Genomic DNA, 24,095 nt, shown 5'->3' on the forward strand with positions numbered 1-24,095 from the left:
AATGCAGGGCACGTGTACGACGGGGAGGTTCGACCATGGCGGTACGGGGCCGGCGGACCGCACCGCAGGGCGGCTCGCGTGAGAACGCCGGGCGCGCGCCACACCACGACGCCCTTGTACGCATCCACGACCTGGCCGGACGCCCGCGCGGCACGGGTGTCGTCGCCGACCACGACGGCACGGTCCTCACCAGCCACGAAACCGTCGACGGGCTGACCCGCCTCGTTCTCCACGACGCCAGGGGCCGCAGCTGTGTCGTCACCGCCGATGCCGTGACCCCGCTGCCCGAGCTCGACCTGGCTCTCGTACAGACCGAGGGCCTCGGCGCGAACCCGCTCCCCGTCACCGTGCGGGACCACATCGAGAGCGGCACGTATGTGCGGATCGCCGCCGGCGGCTGGCGCGAGGCCCGTGTGCTGGGCGCGACCAGTGTGACGTACACGGCCACGGACCGCTTCCATCTCCTCGACGACGTACTGGAGTTGGCGATCGGCACGGCCGGCCGGGACGCGCTGCGGCTGGGCGGTGGCGCGGCAGGGGGGCCGGTCGTCGACGTCACGACCGGCGCCGTGGTCGCGGTCCTCGGCACCGCCCTGCAGGCCGGTCACCGCGACACCGGCTTCGCCGTTCCGCTGCGCCGCACCGAGAGCGGCCCACTCGCCGACCTGCTCGCCCGCAACGCCGCGACGGTGCCGGCGTACGGGGCCGACCTCAACCTTGCCGGAGTACTGGAGCTGACGGGCACGTCGGTGGGGCAGGACGGGGCGGGCGGGGCGGTTGTGGGCTGCCTTGGCGGGGTGGGTGCCGGGGCGGTTGCGAGCCAGCTCGGCGTGGACGGTGGGGCGTTTGCGAGCGACCGCGGCTGGGCGGGCGCCGGGGCCGCCTTCGGCGCGGTCCAGCCAGTCGAACGGGCCGCGGCGGTGCGGGAGTTCGACGCGTTCACCGCGGGCCCGGCCATCGTCCTCGGGCTCGTCGGGCCGCCGGGCAGCGGTCGTACGACGGAACTCGCGGCCCTTGCCGACCGCCGCAGCCGGGGCGCGGAACCGGCGCCCACGCTGTGGCTGCGCGGCTCCGACCTGAGGGACGACGACGCCTCGGTGGCGGACGCGGCCCGCCGGGCGCTGACCCGGGCGGCCCGCATCGTGGCGGCGTCCGGCGCCGGCCTGCCGACCGACCTGCGGCATGCCGATCCCGACGGCTTCGCGGTGGATGGCGGTGACGCCGATTCCGGGGGCTCGTGCGGCGATCCTGACGCCCCCGACCCCGCTGGCCTGGGCGACATCCGGCCCGAACGGGTCGCCGCCCTGGCCCGTGCCGCGGGCCGGCCCCTGTTGTTGCTGCTCGACGGTCCCGAGGAGATGCCGCCGGTTCTGGCTCACCGGCTGCCCGAGTGGACGGACGGGACGGCGAGGTGGCTGCGGGAGACGGGGGCGCGGCTGGTGGTCGCGTGCCGGGCGGAGTACTGGGAGCGGGCGGGGGCGGAGTTCCCGCGGGAGTTCCTTCATGCGGGCGGGCAGTACGACGAAGGCCCCGGCAACCTTCCGCCCTACGTCCACCTCGGCGACCTGGACGAGGCCGAGGCCCGCGAGGCCCGCGCCCGCTACGGCCTGCCCGAGGACGCTCTCACCGGCCCCGATGCCCGCCACCCCCTCACCCTCCGCCTCCTCTCCGAGGTCCGCGCCGCCCTCCCGGATGCCCCCGTCGCCACTCCCGTGGACCGGCACGACGTCCTCTCCGCCCACCTCGACCTGATGTGCCTGCGTGTCGCGGTCCGGCTCGCCGCCGAGAACGGCCTGCGCGGCACCGCCGTACGGCGCCTCGCGGCGAGGGTGGCCGGGCAGGTCCACGAGGCCGCCCGGCGCAGCCTCGGCCCCGGACAGGGCGAACTGGACCGGGAGTCGTTCGAGGCCCTCTTCCCGTGGGGACCCGCACCCGCTCGGCTCGGCGGCGGAACCGGCTGGGCGTCCGCCGTCCTCACCGAAGGCCTCCTCGTCCCCGCCGGCACCGGCTACCGCTTCGCGCACGAGGAGCTCGCCGACTGGCTCCAGGGCACACACCTCGACCTCGACGAGGCCCTGCGCGCCCTGGTCCACCGCCCCCTCACCCCGCACACCCCGCACCCCCTCCCCGTTCCGCACCACCGCATCGGCCCCGTCGTCCAGGCCCTCCTCCTCGTCGCCCGCCAGCAGGGCACCCGCCAACTCGCCCGCCGCCTGGAAGAGCTGGTGCACGCCCTGGACGCCGACCCGCGCTCCTGGTGGGCCGCCCGCCTGCTCGCCGAGGTCCTGCGCAGGGTGCCGGACGCCACGCCGTACGTCGGTGTCCTGCGGCTGCTCGCCGACGGCATCGCCGACTGGCGGCGGCAACAGCGGCCCGTCCCCGGGGAGTTCGGGCCCGCCTTCTGGACGGACCTGCCGCTGTCCGAGGCCGAGCGTCTCGACCTGCTGCGCCGGCTCGTCCGCGCCGACACCACCACCGGTGGCGCCCGGTACCTCGACGCCGCCGCACACCTCCTCGCCGCCGACCCCACCGCCGTACAACCGCATCTCGCCCGCTGGTTCGACGACGAGCGGCCGTTGCCCGCGACCCCGCACGCCACCGTTGCCACGGCCGCACAGGCGCTGCTGCACACGCACCGGCACCGGGCGCTGGACGACCTCACCGAGGTGCTCGTGGACAGCGCGCACCCGCGCGGCGACGAACTGCTCGCCGTACTCGCCGAGGAGGAGCCGTCCGCCGTATGCCGGGCGGTCGACCGGTGGGCGCACGACGAGCGGCCCGCGCGGCGGGTGGCGGCGGTGGCGTACGGACTGCGCGCCGCCCCGCACGCGCGCACCGAGGCCGACCGGCAGCTCCTGCGCTACGCCGCCCTCACGCTGCTCGCCCGCCCCGCCGACGGCACGCTGCACGGGGGCGCACTCGGCATCCTCGTACGGGATCCGCTCGCCCGCGCCCGCCACCTCCCGCGGGCGCTCGAACACTTCGCGGCGGGCGATCCCCAGCTGCCGCCCAGCGCGCTGGCCGCGGCCCTGCCCACCCACCCGGAGGCCGTCCTCGACGCCTTCCGCACCCGGCTGCACCGGCCGGACGCCGGGGCGGCACTGCTCGCGCTCGCCGATGTCACGACACCGGCGCTGGCCCGCCGGGTCGCCGATCTCGTACGGGAGGCCGTGGCGCGGCGCCCCGACCGTGCCGCGGCCGTCGCCGCGTACGTCGACCGGCGCCTCGACCAGGGGCCCCTCGCCCGGACCGTACTGTTCCCGCTGGTCACCGGCGTACTGGACGGCGGACCGGAGCCGGTGCGGACCGCGCTCGCCGCCGTGCTCGCCGGCCCCGGCCCCCTGCGCCGCGAACTGCGCGCCTTCCTTCTCGCCCACGAGTGCACGCCCGCGGTCCTGGAGTCCCTGCTGCGCGCCGCCGCCCGGCACGACGCCGACGACCTCGGCGACCTCGTCCACCACACCGGCCTGCTCCTGGTCCGCACCCCGGACGGAGCCACCCGCTTCGACCGCGCCCTCGTCGACCTCGGCCGCGAGGTGCCGGGCTTCGCCGCACGGGCCGCGGGCTGGCTGGCCGACGCCCCGCAGGACTGGGCCGTGGTGGTCGGCCCCAGCACCCGCCGGATGATCGAGAACCTGGCCGGCGTCCGGGTCCCCGCATGACCGGGGACCGGCACGTGCGTCAGGTCACAGCCCCCATGCCGATGCGGGCCGGACCCCCGCGGCATGGCACCCTTAGACCTGCGTAAGAGGTAGACGGCAAGTACCGACACGGGTTCGAGGAGCGGTCACAGTGCAGCGCTGGCGTGGCTTGGAGGACATCCCCGAGGACTGGGGACGCAGCGTCGTCACCATCGGCTCCTACGACGGTGTCCACCGCGGACACCAGCTGATCATCCGGCATGCCGTGGAACGCGCCCGCGAGCTGGGCGTTCCCACCGTCGTCGTCACCTTCGACCCGCACCCCAGCGAGGTCGTCCGCCCCGGCAGCCACCCCCCGCTGCTCGCCCCGCACCACCGCCGCGCCGAACTGATGGCGGAGCTGGGCGTGGACGCGGTCCTCATCCTCCCCTTCACGACGGAGTTCTCGAAGCTGTCGCCCGCCGACTTCGTCGTCAAGGTCCTGGTCGACAAGCTGCACGCCAAGGCGGTCGTCGAGGGCCCCAACTTCCGCTTCGGCCACAAGGCCGCGGGCAACGTGGACTTCCTCGCCGAGCAGGGCAAGGTCTACGACTTCGAGGTCGAGGTCGTGGATCTGTACGTGACCGGCGAGGCGGGCGGCGGGGAACCCTTCTCCTCGACGCTGACCCGACGCCTGGTCGCCGAGGGCGACGTCGAGGGCGCCGCCGAGATCCTCGGGCGTCCGCACCGGGTCGAGGGCGTGGTCGTGCGCGGCGCCCAGCGGGGCCGCGAGCTGGGCTTCCCGACGGCGAACGTCGAGACGCTGCCGCACACCGCCATCCCGGCCGACGGGGTCTACGCGGGCTGGCTGCACGTGGAGGGCGAGGCCATGCCGGCCGCGATCTCCGTGGGCACCAATCCCCAGTTCGACGGCACCGCGCGCACGGTCGAGGCGTACGCCATCGACCGGGTGGGGCTGGACCTGTACGGGCTCCATGTCGCCGTCGACTTCCTGGCCTTTGTACGCGGGCAGGCGAAGTTCGACACCCTGGAGGCCCTGCTCGAGCAGATGGCCGACGACGTGAAGAAGTGCCGGGAGCTGGTCGCGGCGGCGCAGTAGTCGGGCGTGCGACGCCAGTAGTCGCGTACGACGCCGAAGGGCGGCCGGTGCCTGCGGGACACCGGCCGCCCTTCGTGTGTGGCGGCTGCGGTTACTGCTGGGGCGGCTGCTGACCGGGCTGCGGCTGCTGGGGGTGGCCGGGCTGCGGGTAGGGCTGGCCGGGCTGCTGCTGGCCCGGCTGTGGGTAGGGCTGCGGCTGGCCGGGCTGGCCGGGCTGGGCGGGCTGGCCGGGCTGGGCGGGGGGCTGAGCCGGGTGCGCCGGTTGTCCTGGGTGGCCGGGCTGCGGGTAGGGCTGGCCGGGCTGCTGCTGGTACGGCTGGCCCGGCATGGGCTGGCCCGGGAGCGGCGGCGCGGCCACCGGTGGCGGGTTGCCGTCGCTCGTCCACAGACCGTGCATCTGCTGGTGGCGGACGAAGTCCTCGGCGACCATGGCCGCGAGGTTGAAGTACGCCTCCCGTACCTTGGGCCGCATCATGTCGAGGTCGACCTCGGCACCGGCGGCCAGGTGCTCGTCGAAGGGAACGACGACCACGCCCCGGCACCGGGTCTCGAAGTGCGTCACGATGTCCTCGACCTTGATCATCTTGCCGGTTTCGCGCACACCCGAGATGACGGTGATGGACCGGGAGACGAGGTCCGCGTACCCGTGCGCGGACAGCCAGTCCAGCGTCGTACTGGCGCTGCTCGCACCGTCCACGGACGGCGTCGAGATGATGATGAGCTGGTCGGCGAGGTCGAGCACACCGCGCATGGCGCTGTAGAGCAGACCGGTGCCCGAGTCGGTGAGGATGATCGGGTACTGCTTGCCCAGGACGTCGATCGCGCGCCGGTAGTCCTCGTCGTTGAAGGTCGTGGACACGGCCGGGTCGACGTCGTTGGCGATGATCTCCAGGCCCGAGGCGGCCTGCGAGGTGAACCGCCGGATGTCCATGTACGAGTTGAGGTACGGGATCGCCTGGACGAGGTCACGGATGGTGGCCCCGGTCTCGCGGCGTACACGGCGGCCGAGCGTACCGGCGTCCGGGTTGGCGTCGATCGCGAGGATCTTGTCCTGCCGCTCACTGGCGAGGGTGGAGCCCAGCGCGGTGGTCGTCGTGGTCTTGCCGACGCCGCCCTTGAGGCTGATGACGGCGATGCGGTAGCAGGACAGCACCGGCGTCCGGATCAGCTGGAGCTTCTGCAGCCGCTCGGCTTCTTCCTTCTTGCCGCCGAGCTTGAACCGCGAGCCCGCGGTCGGCCGGCCGCTCTTCGGCTTCTGCCGCTTGTTGTTGAGCAGCCGGTCGGAGGACAGCTCCACGGCCGCGGTGTAACCGAGCGGCGCGGCACCGGGATTGGTGGGCTGCCGCTGGTCATGCTGCACGGGCTGCGGCCATGCAGTGCCGGCTCGGGGGTCTACGGGCGGCTGGTGCGGGGCTTGGGGCTGCTGCGGAGGCTGGGGCTGCTGTGGAATTTGCGGGGCGAAGCCCTGCGGGGCTCCTTGAGGGGCGCCGGCCGGGTTCTGGATGTCGGGCTGCGGCTGCGCCGGCTGTGCGGGCACGCCGGGGTGCCCCTGCTGCCCGGGCTGCTGCTGCGGGAAGCCGTAACCGCCAGGCTGAGCGGGGGAGTTGGGGGCGGGAGGGGGGTTGGGGATGGCGCCGGGCTGGGGGAAGCCGTAGCCGCCGGGGGTGTTGGGCGGGGTTGGTGCCTGGGGAGCGGAAGGCGCTTGGTGCGGTTGGGCATTCGGGGCGGCGGAGGCCGGGGTGCCGGGCCGGGGGAAGCCATAGCCGCCCGGTGTGGTGGCCGGGGCCTGAGGGGCGGAAGGTGCTTGTTCCGGCTGGGGGTTGACGGCGGTGGGGGCTGGGGAGCCGGGCTGCGGGAAGCCGTAGCCGCCCTGGGCGTTGGGCACGCCGGGGGGCGGGAAGCCGTAGCCCTGTTGCGGGTTGGGCGTGGGCGCGGAGCCCGGCTGCTGGGCGGCTGGAGCCGGGGTGCCGACCGGCGGGAAGCCGGGGGTGGGCGACGGTGCCGGCGGCGGAGTCCAGGCGGCCGGCGCGGGCTGCGGCGGCTGCGGCTGGAAGGTCGGCTGCTGGGGCGGCACGGGCGGCTGCGGCTGCGCGGGTGCGGCTGGTTCCGCCTGCTGCGGCTGGGGCTGCGCGGGCCACTGGGCGGCGGGTGCCGGGGCCGCGGGCTGGTACGACGGCGGCAACGGCGGCAGCCCGCCCTGCGGCGCCGGCGGGGGCGTCCAGGCCGACGGCGTGTCCTGCGGCGCGTCGGACGGGGCCGGTACGGCGTCCTCGGGGGTGCTGTCCTGGGGTGCGTCGTCGTGAGGCGTCGCGTCCGAGGGCACCGCATCCGACGGCGCAGTGTCGGCCGGCACGGCATCGGACGGTTCGGCAGCCGCGTCGTCGGAGGCCCCGTCGTCGGCGAACTCGGCGTCGGACCGCTCGGCGTCCTCCGTCTCGCCGTCCGCGGTTGCCGCCTGTCCGACGACCTCCGCCTCGGCATCCTCCGGTTCCGCCCCGCCAGGTTCCGCGCCCTCGACGCCGACGTCCACGGAGGTCACGTCGTCGACGTCGCCCGCGACAGCGGCAGCGCCGTCCTCGTCAGCCGCGTCGCTCGCGTCCGTGACCTCTTCGGAGGCCTCGTCCTCGGCGTCGGCCGGGGAGTCCGCCTCGTCCTCGCCTTCCGCGTCCTGCGATGCGTCGGCAGCGGCCTCTGCCTCTGCCGCGGCAGCAGCCCGCTCCTGGATCTCCCGCTTCAGGGCGGCCGAGGAGAACCGCATGGTGGCACCGCTCTCCAAGTCACCGTTCCCGGAGTCGGCCTCGTCCGAAGCCTCCGCGGCCTCCGCAGTCTCCGAGTCCGCCGGCGACGCAAACCCACCGACCGGAATGCTCGGCACGGCCGCAGGAGGGGTGGGATCAGCAGAAGCGCCGTCCCCGGTCTCCGCCTCGGGCCGCTGCGGCTCGAACCCACTCCCCACCGGAAGCCCGGGCACGCCGGCCTGCCCACCGGTTGGCGGCGCGGGCGGCGTGTACGGCGCCCCGGGAGCCGGCGCCGGAGGCGTGAAGGGAGCCCCGGGTGCAGGCGCCGGCGGAGGGGGCGTGAAGGGCGCTCCAGGAGCGGGCGCAGGCGCAGCCGCGGGCGGAGGCGGTGTGAAAGGAGCCCCCGGAGCCGAGTGCACCGGCGGAGTCAACCCGGGCAGGTATTCCGGCGCTGAAGGCGCCGAAGGAGCCGAAGAGGAGGGCGACGGAGAACCCGCGGAAGGCGACGACGAGGACGATGCCGACGACGAACCCCCCGACGCGTTCTGCGTGTACCAGGCAGGCGGCGCATAGTCGATGGTGAACTCGCCCGTCGTCTCGACGGCGGACTCCGCGTCGGGCTGGTCATCGCCGGGCGTCGCCCAGCCCCCGCGGATCCCGTCCCGATCGCTGCTCACAGTTCCTCCTGGTGTGGTCGAGCACCCTCATGCCGTGCTGGGGCGACCAGTTCTTGTCGTCCGTACGTGTTCGAGGTCGTCCGATCCACCGGCTCTCCCCCTGCAGACGCCGACGCCCGCTCCACGGGTTCTGGCGTCGCGCCCGGTCCCAGCCTAATCACCACAGGGCGAACCCCGGCAGGCCCGTCCACCCTCATCGCCCGCCCGCGACAGACACAACCTGTCAGCTACAACCGTACGCGCCACCACACCAGCAAATGAACCGGGAAATAACGGCGCCAGGCCGCTCACGATTGGACACGAAACCCCCTCAACCACCCCATGACGGCCAAGGAGTCGAACCGTCAGTCCCTCAGTCCATCCGCCGCGCCGTACCCAACAATCCGATCTCGGCGTCCGTCGGCTGCGTCATCACGTACTGACGGTCCCGTTCCGTGCACCACAGCGTCACGCCGTCGGCGAGCGTCGGCAGGGACTCGTACTCGGCGCGGGGCAGTCCCGTCACACGCCCTATCTCCGCCGCTTCGTCAGGTGAGACTCGCTGCACGCCGACGAGACGCGCCTGGCGGAGCAACCGCGGTGCGACCGGGCTCAGATACGGCAGGAGCGTCAGCACCGACTGCCAGGGCGCCGATGCCACGCGCCCGCGCGGCGGACGCATGCCGCAGTCACGGATCACGAGAACGGGCCCGCCCGCAGAGGCGCCCTGCGGCGGGACCCGCCCCACGTCGTGCACGGTCATCCCGGACTGGCCGCCGCCCACCGCCTGGACCACCTGCGCCCATTGCTGTGCCCTGCCGGTCTCCACGGCCACCCGCGCTCCGGTCGCCGCCGCCCGCAGCGCGAGCACCTGCGCCGTCCACAGACCGCCGATGAGCACGATGTCGTACGGCGTGGGACGGTTCACCCCGAGCACGGCGGGCTGACCCTCCGCGTTGACGCCCACCACGACGCCGTCGTCCCCGATGGGCAGGGACAGCGCGTCGATCTGCTCCACGGGCAGTGCATGCCGCGAGTGCCGGGGGCCCAGCAGGCCGAAGCCCGTGCGCAGGCGCTCCGCGAAGCCGGTGCCCTGCGCGCCGTCGGCACCCGCCGGGGAGGTACGGGTGGATGTCGTCATGGCCATCAGCGGGCACCTCCGAGCGGCAGAGTGGCGAGAACGCCGGGGAGTTGTTCCCGGTCCAGACGCGCAAGGCCCGTCCGCATCTGCCGTGCGCACCGCTCGAGGTCACGCCGCGACGTGGCCAGTTCGCTGCTGCTGCGGCCGGTGATCCGCACATGCCCGGTGACCGAGACGTCCTGCCGGTCACCGCGGGCCAGCGTCAGACTGAACGTCGTCGCCAGCGCGGGCACCGCCGTCAACTGCGCCACCAACTGCGGCAGTCCGACGCCGGAAGAGCCGCCGAGCGGGGGCCAGCGGCGCACCCAGTAGGTGGTGTGCCGGCGGTTGTCGCAGCGCCAGCTGCGGCTGGACTCCTCGGTCCGCCGCCGGGGCGCCTCGCTCTGCCCGGCCTGGGCCGTCACCATCGGGTTGGCGCAGGCCGAGGTGGCGATGGCGGAGGTCACCTCCTCCTCCGTGAGCACGCTCACCCGGAACCCGGCACCCGTCAGCCGGCTCGACAGATGCTCCGCCGACCGCACCAGGCACTTCTGCGCCCCGACGAGCCCACCGCCGCGCGCGGCCACGGCCTCCGGGCACAACTCGGGATCCAGCTTCAGCGCGATCCACATGATGCGGACCGCGGGGGAGGCGGTCCCCGCCTGGAGCTGTGTGTAGTTGGTCACCACGACCGACTGCTGGGGCAGATGCGGTGCGGGCGCGGGCTGGGTGTGCACCACGATCTGCGCCGACTCCAGACGTATCCCGTCCACGTCCAGGACGTCCCGCACCAGCGCCACAGGCAGCGGTCTGAGGCTGCGCTCGGCGCGCAGGGCACCGGCGTCCGCCTCCACCTGGAGCACCGCGGTCAGGAAGCCCCCGTCGCCCACCATGCCCACCGGCCGCTGGTCGCGGTCGTCGCCGCGGCTGTAGCTGTACGTGCGCAGGCTCGGGTCGCACTCGACAGCGGGCGCCAGCCCGGCGTCGGTGCCGGGCGGTATCGGCGTGTTCTCGGCTCTCCGGCGGCGGGACCGCAGGGCCTGCACGCCGGCCAGCCACTCGGGCAGGGAGCGCCCACGGCGTCGTACGACCGCAAGCACCACGAGAATCACGGCGACGACGGCCGCCGGCACCAGCGCATACGTGCCGATGACCCAGCCGCACGCCACAAGCGCCGCCGCCAACTCCAGCAGGACCAGCCGCTGCACCGCGAACGAACCGCCGCGGCCCGAACGTCCCCTCAGCTGGGGCGTGACAGCACCGCCGAGGGTCGCGGCCGGACCCGTCGTACGAGGTGCGGCGGGCGCGGGGCCGTGGGAATCCGGTCGGCCGTCGCCACCCGATCGCGCCCTCGATTGCGATCGCGACCCGGCCCGCGGTGCGGAAGCCATCACTCCAAACCCCCCGAACTCTCCCGAATTCCCTGCAGCACAGGCCACTTAAAGCCTTGAGCACCCTACCCGTGACACAGGTACGGCCACGCAACAGGCATAGTAGGGGCCGGGTCTGACAACTGAGTCACCAGAGGCAACCATGGGCGGGGGACGGATCATGACGGGTCCCCATGGCTCCGCACGGGGAGTGAGCGGACAGAGATGGCATCACGGCGCGATGAACTCAACGCCTACACCTTCGCGAAGCGCCGCACACTCGCGTCGTTCCTGCAACCCTCGCCGTCGGGTTCGGAGGAGGGCGCACCGAAGCCGCTGAGCGCGGTCTGGCCCGGCGTCGTCGTCGGCATTGTGATCCTCGCGGTGTTCGGCGCCATCGGCCTGTTCAGCCCCACGGCACCCAAGGGCTGGGACTCGCCGGGCGAGCACGTCATCGTCGCGAGCGACTCGACCACCCGCTACGTCGTGCTGAAGACGGACGGCGAGAAGCAGCTGCACCCGGTGCTCAACATGGCGTCCGCCAAGCTGCTCCTGGACCCGAACAAGAACAGCATCATTACCGTCGACGAGAAGGTCCTCGACAGCGGCAAGCCGCCGCACGGCGCCACGATCGGCATCCCGTACGCCCCCGACCGGCTGCCCTCCGACGGCGAGGCGGAGACCGCCAAGCGCTGGGCGGTCTGCGAGCGCCCCGGCGACGGCGGCCGGGCCATCCAGAAGGCGGCGTTCGTCCTCGCCGAGAAGGAGTGGTCGAAGACCGAGGGCCGCAACAAGCTCTCCGGCGGCGACCTGATGTACGTCGTCGCCCCGGACGGCAAGACGCAGTACGTCGTCGACTCCCGTGGCTCCGCGTACCAGCTCGCCGACCCGACCGACAAGGAACTCCTCAAGGCCCTCGACACCCAGGGCCGCGACCCCCAGCGCGTCTCCCAGGAATGGCTCGACACCCTGCACAAGGGCGACCAGCTCGAGATCCCGTCGATCGAGGGCACACCGGGAGAGCCCGCGGGCGCCTCCGAGATTCTCGGGGAGTACGACAAGGTCGGCATGGTCATCAAGGCCTACGACGGCACGCGGATGCAGTACTACGTCGTGCTGCCCGGCGAAGTGGCCCGCATCTCCGAGTTCACGGCCACGCTGCTGCTCAACAGCGGCGCCCTCGTCGCCGTCGGCCAGGCGGGCGAGGCGCAACAGGTCAGCCCCGGTGCCGTCGTCGACAGCACGACGTTTCTCGGCGACAGGAAGTGGCCGACGTACAAGCCGAAGACGGTCAACACCGGCGCCGGCACCACCACCAGCCGCAACGCCGTCTGCAACGTCCTGCGCTCGGTGAACGCCGACAGCGGCGCGACAACCCTGTCCACCTGGGTGGGCACCGACTTCCCCGCGCAACTGCCCACCGGCTCCTCCAGCGCGTACGTCACCCCCGGCTCCGGCCAGCTCTACCGCCAGTTCAAGGGCACGGAGACCAAGGCAGGCAGCGTCTTCCTGGTCACCGACACCGGCCTGCGCTACGCCCTGCAGTCCAACAGCGACAGCGCCACCGACGACCAGGGCATCGGCACCTCCGCGGAGCAGCGCAAGCGAGAGCTGACCGAAGCGAAGATCGCCCAGACCCGGCTCGGCTACGAGAAGGTCAACCCGACGCCCGTCCCCGCGGAGTGGTCGACGTTCCTGCCGACCGGCCCGCGCCTGTCGGAGGCTGCGGCACGCCAGCCGCAGGGTTCGTAGCCACGGGTCACGTAGGAGAGCGAACTCATGCTGAAGGCAGGCGACATGAGGCCCAAGGGCCGTACGGCCGTGGCGGCCCTCCTCGCCACAACCACCCTCACGGCGACGACACTGCTCGTCCTCCCGGCCCCCGCAGCACAGGCGGACGACGGCGGCCAGTGCACCTTCCCGTCCAAGCAGTACGAGGGCCTGCCCTGGGCACTGCAGCGCGTCAACCTCGACGAACTGTGGGCGCAGTCGAAGGGCAAGGGCGTCCAGGTCGCCGTGATCGACACCGGGGTCGACGTCAAGAACCCGCAGCTGAAGCCGGCCGTCGACGCGTCCAAGGGCAAGAATCTCCTGCCCCCGAAGAACGCCAAGGGCGAGAAGATCGAACGCGGCAACGAGCAGGGCACCACGGACACGGTCGGCCACGGCACGCGCGTAGCCGGCATCATCGCGGCCCGCCCCGCCAAGGGAACGGGCTTCGTGGGCCTGGCTCCGGACGCCACGATCATCCCGATCAAGCAGAACGACGCGGAGGGAAACGGAACGGCGGACACCCTCGCGGACTCGATCCGCTACGCGGTCCAGGCGGGCGCCGACGTCATCAACATCTCCCAGGACACGGCCAACGCCGTCGAACCCACCTCGCGCCTGAAGGACGCCGTCGACTACGCCCTGGCCCAGCAAGTGGTCGTCGTGGCTTCCGCGGGCAACGACGGCCTCGGCGGCAACGTCAAGGTCACGTACCCGGCGTCGTACGAGGGCGTCCTCGCGGTGGCGTCCTCCGACCGCAACAACGAGCGAGCGGCGTTCTCCCAGTCAGGCGAATTCGTGGGCGTGGCCGCTCCCGGAGTCGACATGATCTCCACGGTCCCCGGCAACGGCCACTGCTCCGACAACGGCACCAGCTTCTCGGCCCCGTACGTAGCCGGCGTCGCCGCCCTGCTGAAGGTCAAGTACCCCAAGTGGACCGCCCAGCAGATCGTCGCCCAGATCCAACAGACCGCGGAACGCTCCATCCCCGGCCACGACCGCCTGGTCGGCTGGGGCGTGGTCGACCCGGTCAGGGCCCTGACGGACGTGGACCCGGCGAACCCGGTGGAGTCCCCCAGACCCGAGAACGGCGTCGCGAGGGGCGAGGCACCGTCGGTTGCACCGGTGCACTTCGGCGAGACACCGGAGGAGCGGAACACGCGGCTGGGCACGTACGTGGTCGTGGGGGGCCTGGTGCTGGTGGCCGGCCTCGGGGGTACGGCGGTGGCGATACGGGATGCGCGGCGGCGTCGGCGAGGCATAGGAGACACGGCATGCTGACAAAACTGTCGGTAATCCTTTTCGTCCTGTCCGCGGTGCTGGTCGCCATGGCCTGCGTGAAGGCGGACCGAGTCCGCGCATGGCGAGAGTCGCTCAATCCGTCCGCGCCCGAGGTCCCTGATGCGGCGTTCGTCGTCGCTCGCATCATCCTGGTTGGCGTCGCGGTGGGCGGCGTCGTCGCGGGAATCCAAGGCCTGACAGTCGAGGACGACTCGAAGTGGAGCGACAACGAGCTGACAAGCGCGGTAAGGGGCGCCACGGAGGCCCTGGACGGCAGCTTCACCTACGGCAGCTCGCTGGAGGGCGACGTCCCTGCCGACTTCGAGGGCGAATACGCCACGAACATCGAGGACGAGGTCGTCGAGCACGGTGGCGGCGACGCCCCCCAGTTTGGCGTGGAAGCGGCGGTTACCGGCCAGACGACGTCCGACGAGGCCTACTACCGGATCACGGCCAGTGGGGCGGGGGTGTCCTTCTGCATGCACGTCAAGCGCACACACGAGGGTTACATCGAGACGGTGGCACCTGGACTCTCGGGCGACGCGGCGGTGGTGAAGGAGCCGAAGTACACGTTCGCGGTGTCGAGCCGTGTGGGGGAGTGCTGATCTCCGCCGCCGAGGGACGGGGGGAACGGGAGCGATGGAACGGATACCGAAGAGGCTGCGGCTTCCCCTGGCCGGGGTCCTGGCGCTGGGCCTGCTCGCGGCGGCTGGCGTGACGCTGATGCCGGGCGACGAGGGCGGCCATCTCGCCGCCAACAGGGCCCAGTTGAAGAAGGCCTGCGGAGGCCTGCTGCCGTACGACGAACTCCGCGACCACGTACCGGACGACGTACGAGGAACGCTCGACCAGTACGGCACCCTGCTGCAACCCGGTCAGGAGAGTCGCTCGCTGCTGAACTGCACCCTGGACTGGGAGGAGCGCGGTGGTGTGCACGTCGAGGCCGCGACGCTCGTCAACCATCTTCCGTACGAAATGAAGACAGAGGACCTCCTGGCGCCGGGCTACGAAGCTCCCGGCGTCACAGGCCGCGAAAGTGACGACAAGGGCAGGCCCTGGATCGTCGCGGAGTGCCCGAAGGGCCTGCCCGGGCGCGCGCGCCCGGCGTCACAGATGTACGTCTCCGTGGGAATGGACAAGGTGCCCGTCCGCACGGAGTTCCGCATCGCCGTACATGTCGCCAACGCCATAGCGGAACGGCAACACTGCGGAACCACATCCACGCCGTCCGGCACCGCGTTGAATCTCCCCACCCGGGTGATCGACACCTACGAGGAACACGACGCGAACGGCGGTTCGGTCGACGAGGGGGACTACGACGGCATCCGCGTCGACGAGCCGGGCCGGGGCGCCAAGAAATGCGGATGGATGTCGGCCAAGGGATCGGCACCCGTGCGGGGCACCTGGACCACGACAGGCGATCTCCAACAGTCCCGCCTGCTGAGCGTGTGCCGGGCCGATCGCCGGGCCGACGAATACGGCGACTACACCGACCCGCAGCCAGCCGACCTGGAGCCTGTCACTCTCGACGCCACCAGCTGGGTGGGTGAGCTGGGGCGCAGCGCGTACCGCGACTACGAGCGGGACGGCGAGTACCCCGGCTTCGACGACGGGCCAGACACCATCAGGGACGACGACGCGGAACTCGCCCTGTGGGCCCGCTCGGAGTGCGCGGGCGGCACGACGTACCACCGGGTCTCGGTGCGTCCGAACCTCGACGAGCACTCCGTGGACCTCGAGTACGGCGGGATTGATCTGACCCGCTCCCAGCGTGCCGAACTCTCGGGTTCCGCAAAGAAACTGATGATCAGTTACTTGAACGCCCCCGACGGATGGCCGAAGGCACAGGACTGCCACGGCACGAAGCTGCTCGGGGAGGTGGAGCAGTGGAGGTGAGACGAAAGCGGATCATCCGCAATACGGCACTCGCGACGGCGGGAGTGCTGGTGGTCCTGGGCGGGTCGGTCTGGCTGTACGGCATGAACGACCGTGAACTGGGCGGCGCCTGCGGAGGCATGCTGCCCGTGGACGACGTCCGTGCGGTACTGGGTGACGACCGCCTGGATGTGGAGAGCAGATCCAGCGACGGAATCGACACCTGCGAGGTGAGTGCGAGCACCGACGGCGGGGGCAGTACGAAGGTGAGCATCGTCGACACGACGTGGATCGGCGTGTACAGCCGGCTCTCCGTTTCCTTTGCCGGGGTCCCTGCCAATGACATGCTCCCCGTACCGATCGGAAATGGCTGGTTGGGCCTCTTCGCCGCGGACACCGCACCCATCAATGACGGTGAGGCAACAACCACACTGCTCCTGACCTGCGGCGAGGGCAGCTCGAAAACGTCGGCGGGCAAGCCGGTCAAGGGTCTGGCGGTGACGGTCGAGACGGAACTCGACACGACCCTTGACGACCCAGCCAACCGCCCCGCCTACATACGCATTGCCACAGGTACGGCAGCGAAGGCGGCCAAGGCGTACGGCTGCGTGACCCACCTGGGCCAGCGCCGGGTCCGCACGGTCGGACTCCCGGTGACGGAAGAGGAGTTCGAGCCCCTGTCAGGCGCTTCCGGCACGTGCCTAGGCATCCGCCCGACCTCCGGCGTCACGACGGCCTGGGAGACCGCCCGCGACAGAGCCCCCCTTGAGAAATGCCGCCTGGGCGACGACGGCGTGGGCAACCACCGCTACTCCCTGGTGGCTTACTTCGGCGCGTACGCGGCTCAACTGAAGGCCGGCTACAAGGAAGAGCTCCGGTACACCTCGGACCCCACACCCGCCGACGCACCCAAGGGGCGACTTCCGGGAGACGGATCCTACTGGGGGTCCGCCGCGTGCCCGGCCGACGCGGAGCGGGCGGTCTTCATCGTGTCCCGCACACGGGACACTGACGGACAACGGGCAACGGAAGCGGAGCGCGAGTATGCGAGAACCGTCCTCCGAACCTTCGCCGAACGCTCTTCGAAGGCGCATGGCTGCTTGGCGCCTACGACTCCGTGACTCCGGGCAGACGGTTGGGGAAGCCGAGTGCCAAGGCGGCGGCGAGTCGGGATCCCGTCGGCCTCACAGCTTGCCGAAGATCACGCTGCGCCAGGTCCAGCCCGACTTGAGGACGGCGTCCTGCAGGGGGTTACGCAGGTCCGCACCGTTGAAGCGGAAAGTCTCCGTCGCTTCGAGGCCGCCGTTCTCCCCGCGTTCGATCGTGTAGTGGCGGGAGACGGTCCTGTCGGGTCCACGCGAGTACGCCCCTGAAATCTTGAGCCTCGGCGGATTCCCGACCCGGGTGACCTCCCACGATTCCTCGAGGGCGCGCACCTCATGGTTCTCCGGGACCAGGCGCATCCGGATCCGGACGGCGCGAGTCAGTTGGGACTGGGCGAAGATGGCCTGCCAGGCGGGCTCCGCCATCCGCCACTCCGCCATCAGGTCGGCGCCCTCCGCGGCGCCGTTGCGGATGATGTACGGGACATCGGGTCGGTTGACGCCGAGCAGGGCTGCCCGCACCTCCTCGGCCAAGCGCGGCGCGACACCGTCGTCGGGGTGCTTGGTTCCGGTCAGCTTGTCGAAGAGGCCCATGAGGTCAACCTATCCGGCATCCGGGTGCGGGTGCCGCGCGACGAACGCGGCACCCGGTGCGCCGGCCTCATCCGGTGGTGCGGCGCGCCAGCCTTCCGGCAGTTCGAACTGGATCGGTACGGGCAGGGCCGTGGGCATCTCGGGCCATCCTTTACTACGGCAGTGCATCTGCGGGGACGTGCATCAGAACAGGCTGCCGACCCCATCGGCGACCCACTCGGCTGCGTCCCCCACGGCGTCGGCCGCGGAGCCCGCGGTGTCGGCGATCTTCCCTGGGTCGACGGTGACCTCGAAGCCGACGGCGCCACCGAGGATGGGGGAGACGCCCACTTTGGGGGCCCAGTGCCATGTGCCGTTGGCGTCCTTGCTGAAGTTCAGGGTCGCTTCCACGCCAGGACCGGCCCATCTCTCGGCTGTGGCGCCCACTCCGATTCCCCCGATGTCCACACCTCCGGAGACGCCCGCCCTCGCACCAGCGAACGCCTCACCGCCCAACTGCACACCATCGAGACCGGCCCCCGCGTAGGCTTCGGCCTCCCCGGCGAGCTTCATCGGCCCGTTGGTGAGCGAGCCCTCCGCGCTGGCGCGGCCGAGGTCAGCATGCGCCTTGGCCTCGCCCAGCTTGCCGGCCCCGGTGTCGGGCCCGGTGACCGATGTCCCGACGCCGGGGCCGGAGGCCTCGCTCTCACCTTCGGAGACCCACCCGTCGGTCTTCGTGGTGGCCTTGGGATCCGGCTTACCGGCCTTCGCCAGGTCACCCACAGCCGAGGCGTTGAACCCGCCGATCCCGATACCGTCCGTCGAAACATCGCTCGTCGCGCGGGCCAGCGCCCGTTTCACGCTCTGGTCGGCCTCATCGACGGCCTTGACCGCCTTGGCGATGTCGCCAGTCCAGCCCTGTGCCTTCTCGCGGGCGTCGGCCAGCAGTTAGGGGTAGTCAGGGTCGTGATGGAGGGCGTACTGGGGCAGCGGTGCTCCGGGCATGTTGGAGGGGGCGTGTGCGGGACGGTTGCGCATCCAGCGCCGCTGCCCTTAGGTGATCTTGGTGAGAAGGGACCTCAGTCTATCAGTTTTGCACGGTGAACCGTATGAAGGCGGCCCACCCCTGAGAGGAGACGGACAGGACCTTCCGCGTCCTGTCCTTCGAGTCGCGGACATGCACGGTGCTGGAGCGGGGCGCGACCTCGACGCACTGGCCACCTTCGGCGCCGCTGTAGCTGCTCTTGACCCACGCCAGTTCATCGACGGTACGCGTGGTCGGTTCGGCGTTCATAGCTCCTCCAACAACTTCTCGATGTAGGCCAGCGACTCACGTGGGGTGAGGGCCTGCGCTCGGATGATCCCATAGCGCGCCGCGAGCGCACGGACCTCGTTTCGGTCCGTCACCAGTGTGCTCTTGCCCTGCGCTTCCATGTATCCGAACTGGTCGCCCCCCTGCCGGGTCAGCAGGGTAAACGGGCCGTCCACACCCGCGTTGTCCTCGCGGTCGAGCGGCATGATCTGGATCTCGACGTTGCGCTTCTGGCCGATCAGCAGAATCTGTTCGAGCTGTCCGCGTTGTACGGCTCGACCCCCAAGGCGCCGCTTCACCACCGTCTCCTCCATGACGAAGCTGAGCAGGGGTGCCGGCCACCTGTTGAAGATCTCTTGCCGGGCCACTCGGGCGGCGGCACGTTGCTCGATCGTGTCCTGGTCCAGCAGCGGGCGTCGCATGCTCAGAACCGCGCGGGTGTACTCCTCGGTCTGCAGCAATCCGTTGACGATGTACGTGTCGTACACGCACAACTCAACCGCCTCCGCCTCCAGCCGAGCCGCACTCCGAAAGAACGCCGGATACTGCGCCTGTGCCACCACCTCCTTCCCTGCCTTCAACACGCCGCCAGCATCCAGGACTTCGTCCGCCCGGTCGATGAACTTCGGCGGCGGAATGCGCCGCCCCTGCTCGAACGACGCGATCGTCGACGCCGAATAGCCCGTCAATGATCCGAACCGAGCCCGGTCCATCCCCGCCCGCACCCGGCACAACTTCAACTGCTGCCCGAATACATGCAGAAGCGCCACTCCGAACTCGGCATCGGGCAACGCACCCGCACCCGCATCCGAGACTGCCTCGCCCTCCGCGGCCCGCTCCCGCTCCTCCAAAGCCCTGCCACCCCTTACACCGTCGTCGCACCCCGCCTGCCCGCGCCAACGCGGCGGCCCGGAACCGGTCACGCCCCAAGCCGCGTACAACGCCGGCCGTGCCGCGTACGGCCCGCCCGTGTCATAGCGTTACGCCTGGTCAACGCTACGCACACGGCGAGACCGTATGCGTCATGAATCAGGCAACTCACTCCGAAGAGCACCCGCCGCAAAGCTGCCTGCATCCAACGGAGTTCGCGATGTGCTTCACATCCACCCCACGGGGCGCGCGACTCGCCCGCCGACTCGTCGCGCACAGGCTCGCTCAGTGGGGTCACCCATACGACTCCGACGCCAACGAGGCCGTCACTCTCGTCGCCGCCGAACTCGCTGCCAACGCCATCCGCCACGGGCACGTCCCCGGCCGCGACTTTCATCTCCGGCTGACGGCCACGCCGTACGTCCTCCGTGTCGAGGTCGCCGACACCCGCGGCGAGCGCGTCCCCGACCCGGTCGCGCCGAGTCCGCCGGCCTCGGACGCCGAGTCCGGTCGCGGCCTGATCCTGGTCGCGAGCCTCGCGGACCGTTGGGGTGTGACTCCCCGCGAGGCCGCCCCGGGCAAGTGCATCTGGGCGGAATTCGACATGCCGAGATGTGCCGCGGCAGTCCTGCCTGCGTGTTCCGGTGCCTCCTCGCCAAAGCGTTGCGATTTTCGCAAGCTCCGGTTACTGTGAGTGTATGGATGAGACTGTGATCGACCGTGTGCGCAGGGTCATGGAAGCAGCCTCAATGAGTCAGGCTGCGTTCGCCGAGAAGGTGGGGCTCACGCCCGACAAGCTGTCGAAATCGCTCAAGGGCGTGCGCCGCTTCACCTCGCTCGATCTCGCGTTGATCGCCGAGGCCGGCGGCAGGACGGTGGACTGGCTGCTCACGGGGCGTGAGCCGTCGCCCCCCTCGTTGGCCGCGCGGACGGCGGACGCAACGGTTCCCGGACGGGAGCACGTGGGTGATATCGCGAGCCGGTTCACCGCGGCGTACGAGGTGCTGGAGCTGCTGGGGCGATTGCCGAAGCTACCCCCGCTGCCCACTGTGCGTACGGATCTCGCGCGTTGCGTCGATCAAGGGGAGAAGCTGGCTCAGGATGCTGCCGCATCCCTCAAGCCGACGGACGCCCCCTGGACCGTAGCCGATCTCGAAACCGACGCCCTGATCACCAGGTGCTCCGAGAGCTTCGGCGTGGACATCGCGATCACGCAGCTGCCCGACGGCGTCGACGGACTCGCGTGGCACACGGACACCTTCCGTCTCGTCCTCATCAAGCCCACGGAGATCTGGACCCGGCAGAGGTTCACCTTGGCGCACGAACTTGGCCACATCCTGGCCGGGGACGCTCAGGAACCTGTGGTCGAGTCCGATGTCACGCCGGGGCGCCAGAAGGATCTGACAGAGGTGCGGGCGAACGTATTCGCCTCGAATCTGCTGATGCCCGAGCCGGAAGTCAGGTACCGCTTCCAGCAATTGGCCGACAGACACGGCAAACTCAGCGACGACGCATTCTCCGCGCTCGTCGTCGGCTTCAAGGTTTCACCAAGTGCCCTGGCCGCACGTCTGAGCCAACTCCGCCTGATCGATGCGCAGTCGGCACAGCACTACCGCGGCCTCACCACACAGATCTGCCACCTGCTCGCCGGAGCGACAGACGCCTTCCAACGGCAGCTCGCCTGGGCCGCCGCCGGGCGATTCCCCGTGCGCGTCGTATCGGCTCTGTACAAGTGCTACGCCGACGGGGAGACTACCCTCCGGCCCCTCGCGGCCCTCTTGCGAAGGGACGTGGACGAGCTGCACGACATCCTCGACCCGACGCAGCCCGAGGTTCCGGAACCGACAAGCGGTGAGGCGGAAGAGGGAGACCTGGTCTTTCAGCCATGAGAATCTGCTGGTTCCCGGACAACACGGTCCTCTGCAACTTCGCCGCCGTCGATCGCTTACCGCTCCTCGAAAAAGTGCTGGACGGCCGCGGACGCTGGACCGAGGCCGTGGCCTACGAGGCCAAGCAGTCCGCCAGATACCTTCCACCGATGCGAGGTCTCGAGGAAGCGGGCTGGTTGGGCGAACCCATCAAGATCACCGAGTCCCAGGAGCTGGCCGAGGTCGACCGCGTACGTCGAGCTGTCTTCAACGGGCCCGCGTCCGCACCGACGAAGCACCTCGGCGAAGCCGAGACCTGCGTACTGATCACCATGCGGACCGAGTTCCGCGACTCCGTCTGGATCACCGACGACCGGTCGGCCGGCGCGTTCGCGCGCCGTCGCAGCATCACCACGAAGGAGACCTTCGATCTGATGAACGAGGCCGTTGTGGATGGATTGATCAGCGCTGTGGAAGGGCACGACCTCCTTGGTCGAATGCAGGAGGGCGGGCGCCACTTGCACTGTGTTTCGACGTGCCCTGAAGATCTCATGCGTTAACCGGACAAGGGCCTGATAGAGCGCCAGCGGCACCGCTGACATCACGACGGTTATCTCCGATGCACTTCATCCGTCATTCACAGCCGATGACGTTGCTTTGCCGCCCTAGGACCCGTTGACTTCACTGGCATTCATCCGAGTTCTCAACGGCCTTGGTGTACGCCATGATGAGCTCCTTCATGGCGGAGTCCTCGGCTTGGTCCGATGCGTAGACCTGCATGGCGGTGTACAGAGTGTGCTCGGGGTGATCCTGGTTGGCGCAAGACTTTACCTGTCCCATTGCTCCAGTGCTCGAATAGATGTAGGTGCCGTCCTCCGGCAGTTCAGCCGACTTGAGCTGGGGATGGGCGTCGGCCACCTCGCTGATTTGTTTTTCCCTTGGCCACCACTCTTGGCTCGCGATGAGCACCAATTTGCCATCCACGTTCACCTGGCAGCGCTTCCTGCTGGGTACTGGATTCTTTTCCTGGACGTCAATTTCCTTTCCTGAGGGAAGGAAAACTGAGATCAGATCTCGTTCCACCGAGATGCCGCACAGGGATTTGGGGATGTCATACTCCTTCTTTTCGGTAGATCCTGAACAGCCGACGAGCAAGCCGCCCGCCACTAGCATTACTGACGCATCCGTGATCCGCCGAGTAAACAATTGAAATCCCTTGGGCGTAGGGTGACTGCAGGCGAATAGCCCCAGTCGTTGATTCAGATTCCTGTCACGATCCCCTACGCTACCTGTTCTATGTAATCTCCGGCGTTCAGGAATCCCTGGGAAGCGTCGGTCTCGGTCCAGGTGGCCGCGTCAACCGGGTGAGCTGGGCCATAAGCCCTGGCGGCCTCCGATGCTGCCCTGTCACCGTTGTCAGCGAGACACGTGTTGTCATCCGGGATAGAGACAACAATGCTCTCGAAAAGCTTGGTTCGCTCGCGACTTTCAGGCGGAAAGGAATGCTGATCTGACCCGTTACGCGACGTCATCCAAGGTGAACGAAGGCGTCTTGCCTTGCAGTGCCTGTTCGGCGCGCTCTGCGAAGACAGTGACGAATTTCTTGAGCGTGTTTTGCATCTCAATGCCGGAGCCGGCTCTGCCCGTAGTCAACATGATGACGCTCTCGACACGTACCTGAGAGATCAGACCCTGCGACCCCTTCTCGAGCGATGCACTCAAGCCGCTCACGGCATCGTTCTGGTCTCCGATCTCTCCAAGATTCAGCGCACGAGCCTCAGGGATTCGACTGCTCCAGGCCTTCCAGACGGGCTCATAGGCCGATTGTGCGGCAGCCGAGTCCGGGTACGTCAGTAGAGTGAAGTCAACCGTGGGCTTGTTGTGGTCATGGAGACCTGAGACTCCGACAAATTGGACCTTCGAGCATTCCTCCGGTCCCTCGTAACACCGGGCTACACCGAATTCCTTTGCCTTCCCTAGTGGGTAAGCGACGGGGTCGATCGTGACCTTCCATCCGGGGGCGACCTTCGCATCAGGCAGTGTGGCTCTGTTCTGCTGGGCGTCGAGAGTTTTGGCCTCTCCTGCATTTCCGCCGCAGCCAGCCAGGAGCACAAGGGCCGCACAGGATGCGGCAGTGTGTCGGATCACCCGACGGGCTTTTCCAATCACGGAACGGTTCCTTCCTGGCCCATCAAAGAACGCATTTGGTCCGACGATCTTCCGCCTGTCGGCTCGGCACCCGTAAGCCGACTTGTCCTTGCGTCAGCGGCACGTGTCGGAGTCTTCGATAGCCTGCGTATAGGCCGTGATCAGCCTTTTCGTGGCGTCCGCGTTGTCCACGCCATCTGCGTGGACCTCCAGTGCCGTGTACATAGTGTGATCGGGATGATCCGGGCTGGCGCAGTCCTTGGTCTTCATTACCGCGCCGGTGCCAGAGTGGATGTACGTGTTGCTCTCATCCGTAAGCTTGGCCGATTCCAATTGAGGGACGGAGGCAGCAACGTCGACAATGCTGTCACTGTCTTCCCACCACTCCTGGCTGGCGATGAGGGCAGCTTTGCCGTCGACGTTCACCTGGCACTCGGTCCTGCGGTGCACTGGGTGCTTCTCCTCGACTTCGATCTGCTTTCCAGGTGGCAGAAGTTCAGAGACAACATTGCGGTCCACTGCGACGCCGCACAGAGCGTTGGGTACCTGGAACTCCTTCTTCTCGCCAGACCCTGAGCAGCCGACGAGCATGCTGAATACGGCAAGGAGCGCTGATGCTTCCGCGACTCGTCGTGCCATCACCTGGAGAGCCTCTCGTTCGTCTCGGGCAC

Annotated in this window: 20 protein-coding genes; 10 read left to right on the forward strand and 10 right to left on the reverse strand. The window is 69.9% G+C overall.

From position 1 onward, the window contains the following. Window positions 1-35: 35 nt before the first annotated feature. Window positions 36-3,662, forward strand: a complete 3,627-nt coding sequence (locus tag ACFVJQ_RS36860) for a trypsin-like peptidase domain-containing protein (RefSeq protein WP_385790031.1) — start codon at window positions 36-38, stop codon at window positions 3,660-3,662. Window positions 3,663-3,792: 130 nt separating this feature from the next. Next, window positions 3,793-4,740, forward strand: a complete 948-nt coding sequence (locus tag ACFVJQ_RS36865) for a bifunctional riboflavin kinase/FAD synthetase (RefSeq protein WP_385516743.1) — start codon at window positions 3,793-3,795, stop codon at window positions 4,738-4,740. Between the two features lie 91 nt (window positions 4,741-4,831). Here the strand turns inward: ACFVJQ_RS36865 and ACFVJQ_RS36870 are convergent, their stop codons facing one another. From ACFVJQ_RS36870 to eccE, 3 genes are all read right to left on the reverse strand, one after another. Further along, entirely contained in the window at window positions 4,832-8,155 is a 3,324-nt protein-coding gene (locus ACFVJQ_RS36870) for an SCO5717 family growth-regulating ATPase (RefSeq protein WP_385790033.1), read from the reverse strand. Window positions 8,156-8,507: 352 nt separating this feature from the next. Beyond that, window positions 8,508-9,281, reverse strand: a complete 774-nt coding sequence (locus ACFVJQ_RS36875; RefSeq protein ID WP_385516740.1) for a hypothetical protein — start codon at window positions 9,279-9,281, stop codon at window positions 8,508-8,510. Continuing rightward, window positions 9,281-10,645 (reverse strand): type VII secretion protein EccE, encoded by a 1,365-nt coding sequence (gene eccE / locus ACFVJQ_RS36880; protein ID WP_385790035.1) that lies wholly within the window; start codon window positions 10,643-10,645, stop codon window positions 9,281-9,283. The genes ACFVJQ_RS36875 and eccE overlap by 1 nt, the downstream gene beginning before the upstream one ends. A gap of 204 nt (window positions 10,646-10,849) precedes the next feature. Here eccE and eccB point away from each other — a divergent pair, with 204 nt between their 5' ends. From eccB to ACFVJQ_RS36905, 5 genes are all read left to right on the forward strand, one after another. Then, window positions 10,850-12,376, forward strand: a complete 1,527-nt coding sequence (gene eccB / locus ACFVJQ_RS36885) for a type VII secretion protein EccB (protein ID WP_385516736.1) — start codon at window positions 10,850-10,852, stop codon at window positions 12,374-12,376. A 27-nt stretch (window positions 12,377-12,403) separates the two neighbouring features. Next, window positions 12,404-13,675 (forward strand): type VII secretion-associated serine protease mycosin, encoded by a 1,272-nt coding sequence (gene mycP, locus ACFVJQ_RS36890; protein WP_385790037.1) that lies wholly within the window; start codon window positions 12,404-12,406, stop codon window positions 13,673-13,675. Then, window positions 13,669-14,280 (forward strand): hypothetical protein, encoded by a 612-nt coding sequence (locus tag ACFVJQ_RS36895; RefSeq protein WP_385790039.1) that lies wholly within the window; start codon window positions 13,669-13,671, stop codon window positions 14,278-14,280. The genes mycP and ACFVJQ_RS36895 overlap by 7 nt, the downstream gene beginning before the upstream one ends. A gap of 34 nt (window positions 14,281-14,314) precedes the next feature. Beyond that, window positions 14,315-15,571, forward strand: coding sequence for a hypothetical protein (locus ACFVJQ_RS36900; protein ID WP_385790041.1), 1,257 nt, complete (start codon window positions 14,315-14,317; stop codon window positions 15,569-15,571). Between the two features lie 128 nt (window positions 15,572-15,699). Continuing rightward, on the forward strand, window positions 15,700-16,671 hold the full coding sequence (locus ACFVJQ_RS36905; RefSeq protein ID WP_385790043.1) for a hypothetical protein: 972 nt from the start codon (window positions 15,700-15,702) through the stop codon (window positions 16,669-16,671). Between the two features lie 63 nt (window positions 16,672-16,734). On the opposite strand, the gene ACFVJQ_RS36910 is transcribed toward ACFVJQ_RS36905, so the two are convergent. The 4 genes from ACFVJQ_RS36910 to ACFVJQ_RS36925 all read right to left on the reverse strand — a co-directional run bounded on the left by ACFVJQ_RS36910 (window position 16,735) and on the right by ACFVJQ_RS36925 (window position 19,389). Then, entirely contained in the window at window positions 16,735-17,247 is a 513-nt protein-coding gene (locus ACFVJQ_RS36910; protein WP_385790045.1) for a hypothetical protein, read from the reverse strand. Window positions 17,248-17,430: 183 nt separating this feature from the next. After that, the gene (locus ACFVJQ_RS36915) at window positions 17,431-18,087 is read right to left on the reverse strand and encodes a hypothetical protein (RefSeq protein ID WP_385790047.1); all 657 of its coding nucleotides are present in this window, start codon (window positions 18,085-18,087) and stop codon (window positions 17,431-17,433) included. A 226-nt stretch (window positions 18,088-18,313) separates the two neighbouring features. Further along, entirely contained in the window at window positions 18,314-18,520 is a 207-nt protein-coding gene (locus tag ACFVJQ_RS36920) for a DUF397 domain-containing protein (RefSeq protein ID WP_385790049.1), read from the reverse strand. After that, the gene (locus ACFVJQ_RS36925) at window positions 18,517-19,389 is read right to left on the reverse strand and encodes a helix-turn-helix domain-containing protein (protein WP_385790051.1); all 873 of its coding nucleotides are present in this window, start codon (window positions 19,387-19,389) and stop codon (window positions 18,517-18,519) included. Before ACFVJQ_RS36925 ends, ACFVJQ_RS36920 begins: the two co-directional genes overlap by 4 nt. Before the next feature lie 239 nt (window positions 19,390-19,628). Between ACFVJQ_RS36925 and ACFVJQ_RS36930 the strand changes: the two genes are divergently transcribed. From ACFVJQ_RS36930 to ACFVJQ_RS36940, 3 genes are read left to right on the forward strand one after another with little or no spacing between them, the layout of a single operon-like run. Next, window positions 19,629-20,102 (forward strand): ATP-binding protein, encoded by a 474-nt coding sequence (locus tag ACFVJQ_RS36930; RefSeq protein WP_385790053.1) that lies wholly within the window; start codon window positions 19,629-19,631, stop codon window positions 20,100-20,102. Window positions 20,103-20,106: 4 nt separating this feature from the next. Next, entirely contained in the window at window positions 20,107-21,297 is a 1,191-nt protein-coding gene (locus ACFVJQ_RS36935; RefSeq protein ID WP_385790055.1) for a helix-turn-helix domain-containing protein, read from the forward strand. Beyond that, window positions 21,294-21,836 (forward strand): hypothetical protein, encoded by a 543-nt coding sequence (locus ACFVJQ_RS36940; RefSeq protein WP_385790057.1) that lies wholly within the window; start codon window positions 21,294-21,296, stop codon window positions 21,834-21,836. The genes ACFVJQ_RS36935 and ACFVJQ_RS36940 overlap by 4 nt, the downstream gene beginning before the upstream one ends. Before the next feature lie 121 nt (window positions 21,837-21,957). Here ACFVJQ_RS36940 and ACFVJQ_RS36945 read toward each other — a convergent pair whose 3' ends face one another. From ACFVJQ_RS36945 to ACFVJQ_RS36955, 3 genes are all read right to left on the reverse strand, one after another. Continuing rightward, window positions 21,958-22,449 (reverse strand): hypothetical protein, encoded by a 492-nt coding sequence (locus ACFVJQ_RS36945; RefSeq protein ID WP_385790059.1) that lies wholly within the window; start codon window positions 22,447-22,449, stop codon window positions 21,958-21,960. 345 nt (window positions 22,450-22,794) lie between these two features. Continuing rightward, window positions 22,795-23,445, reverse strand: a complete 651-nt coding sequence (locus ACFVJQ_RS36950) for a hypothetical protein (RefSeq protein ID WP_385790061.1) — start codon at window positions 23,443-23,445, stop codon at window positions 22,795-22,797. 93 nt (window positions 23,446-23,538) lie between these two features. After that, the gene (locus tag ACFVJQ_RS36955; RefSeq protein WP_385790063.1) at window positions 23,539-24,066 is read right to left on the reverse strand and encodes a hypothetical protein; all 528 of its coding nucleotides are present in this window, start codon (window positions 24,064-24,066) and stop codon (window positions 23,539-23,541) included. Window positions 24,067-24,095 lie beyond the last annotated feature (29 nt).

The sequence above is a fragment of the Streptomyces sp. NPDC127197 genome, from assembly GCF_042672405.1.
Lineage (GTDB): Bacteria > Actinomycetota > Actinomycetes > Streptomycetales > Streptomycetaceae > Streptomyces > Streptomyces flavusporus.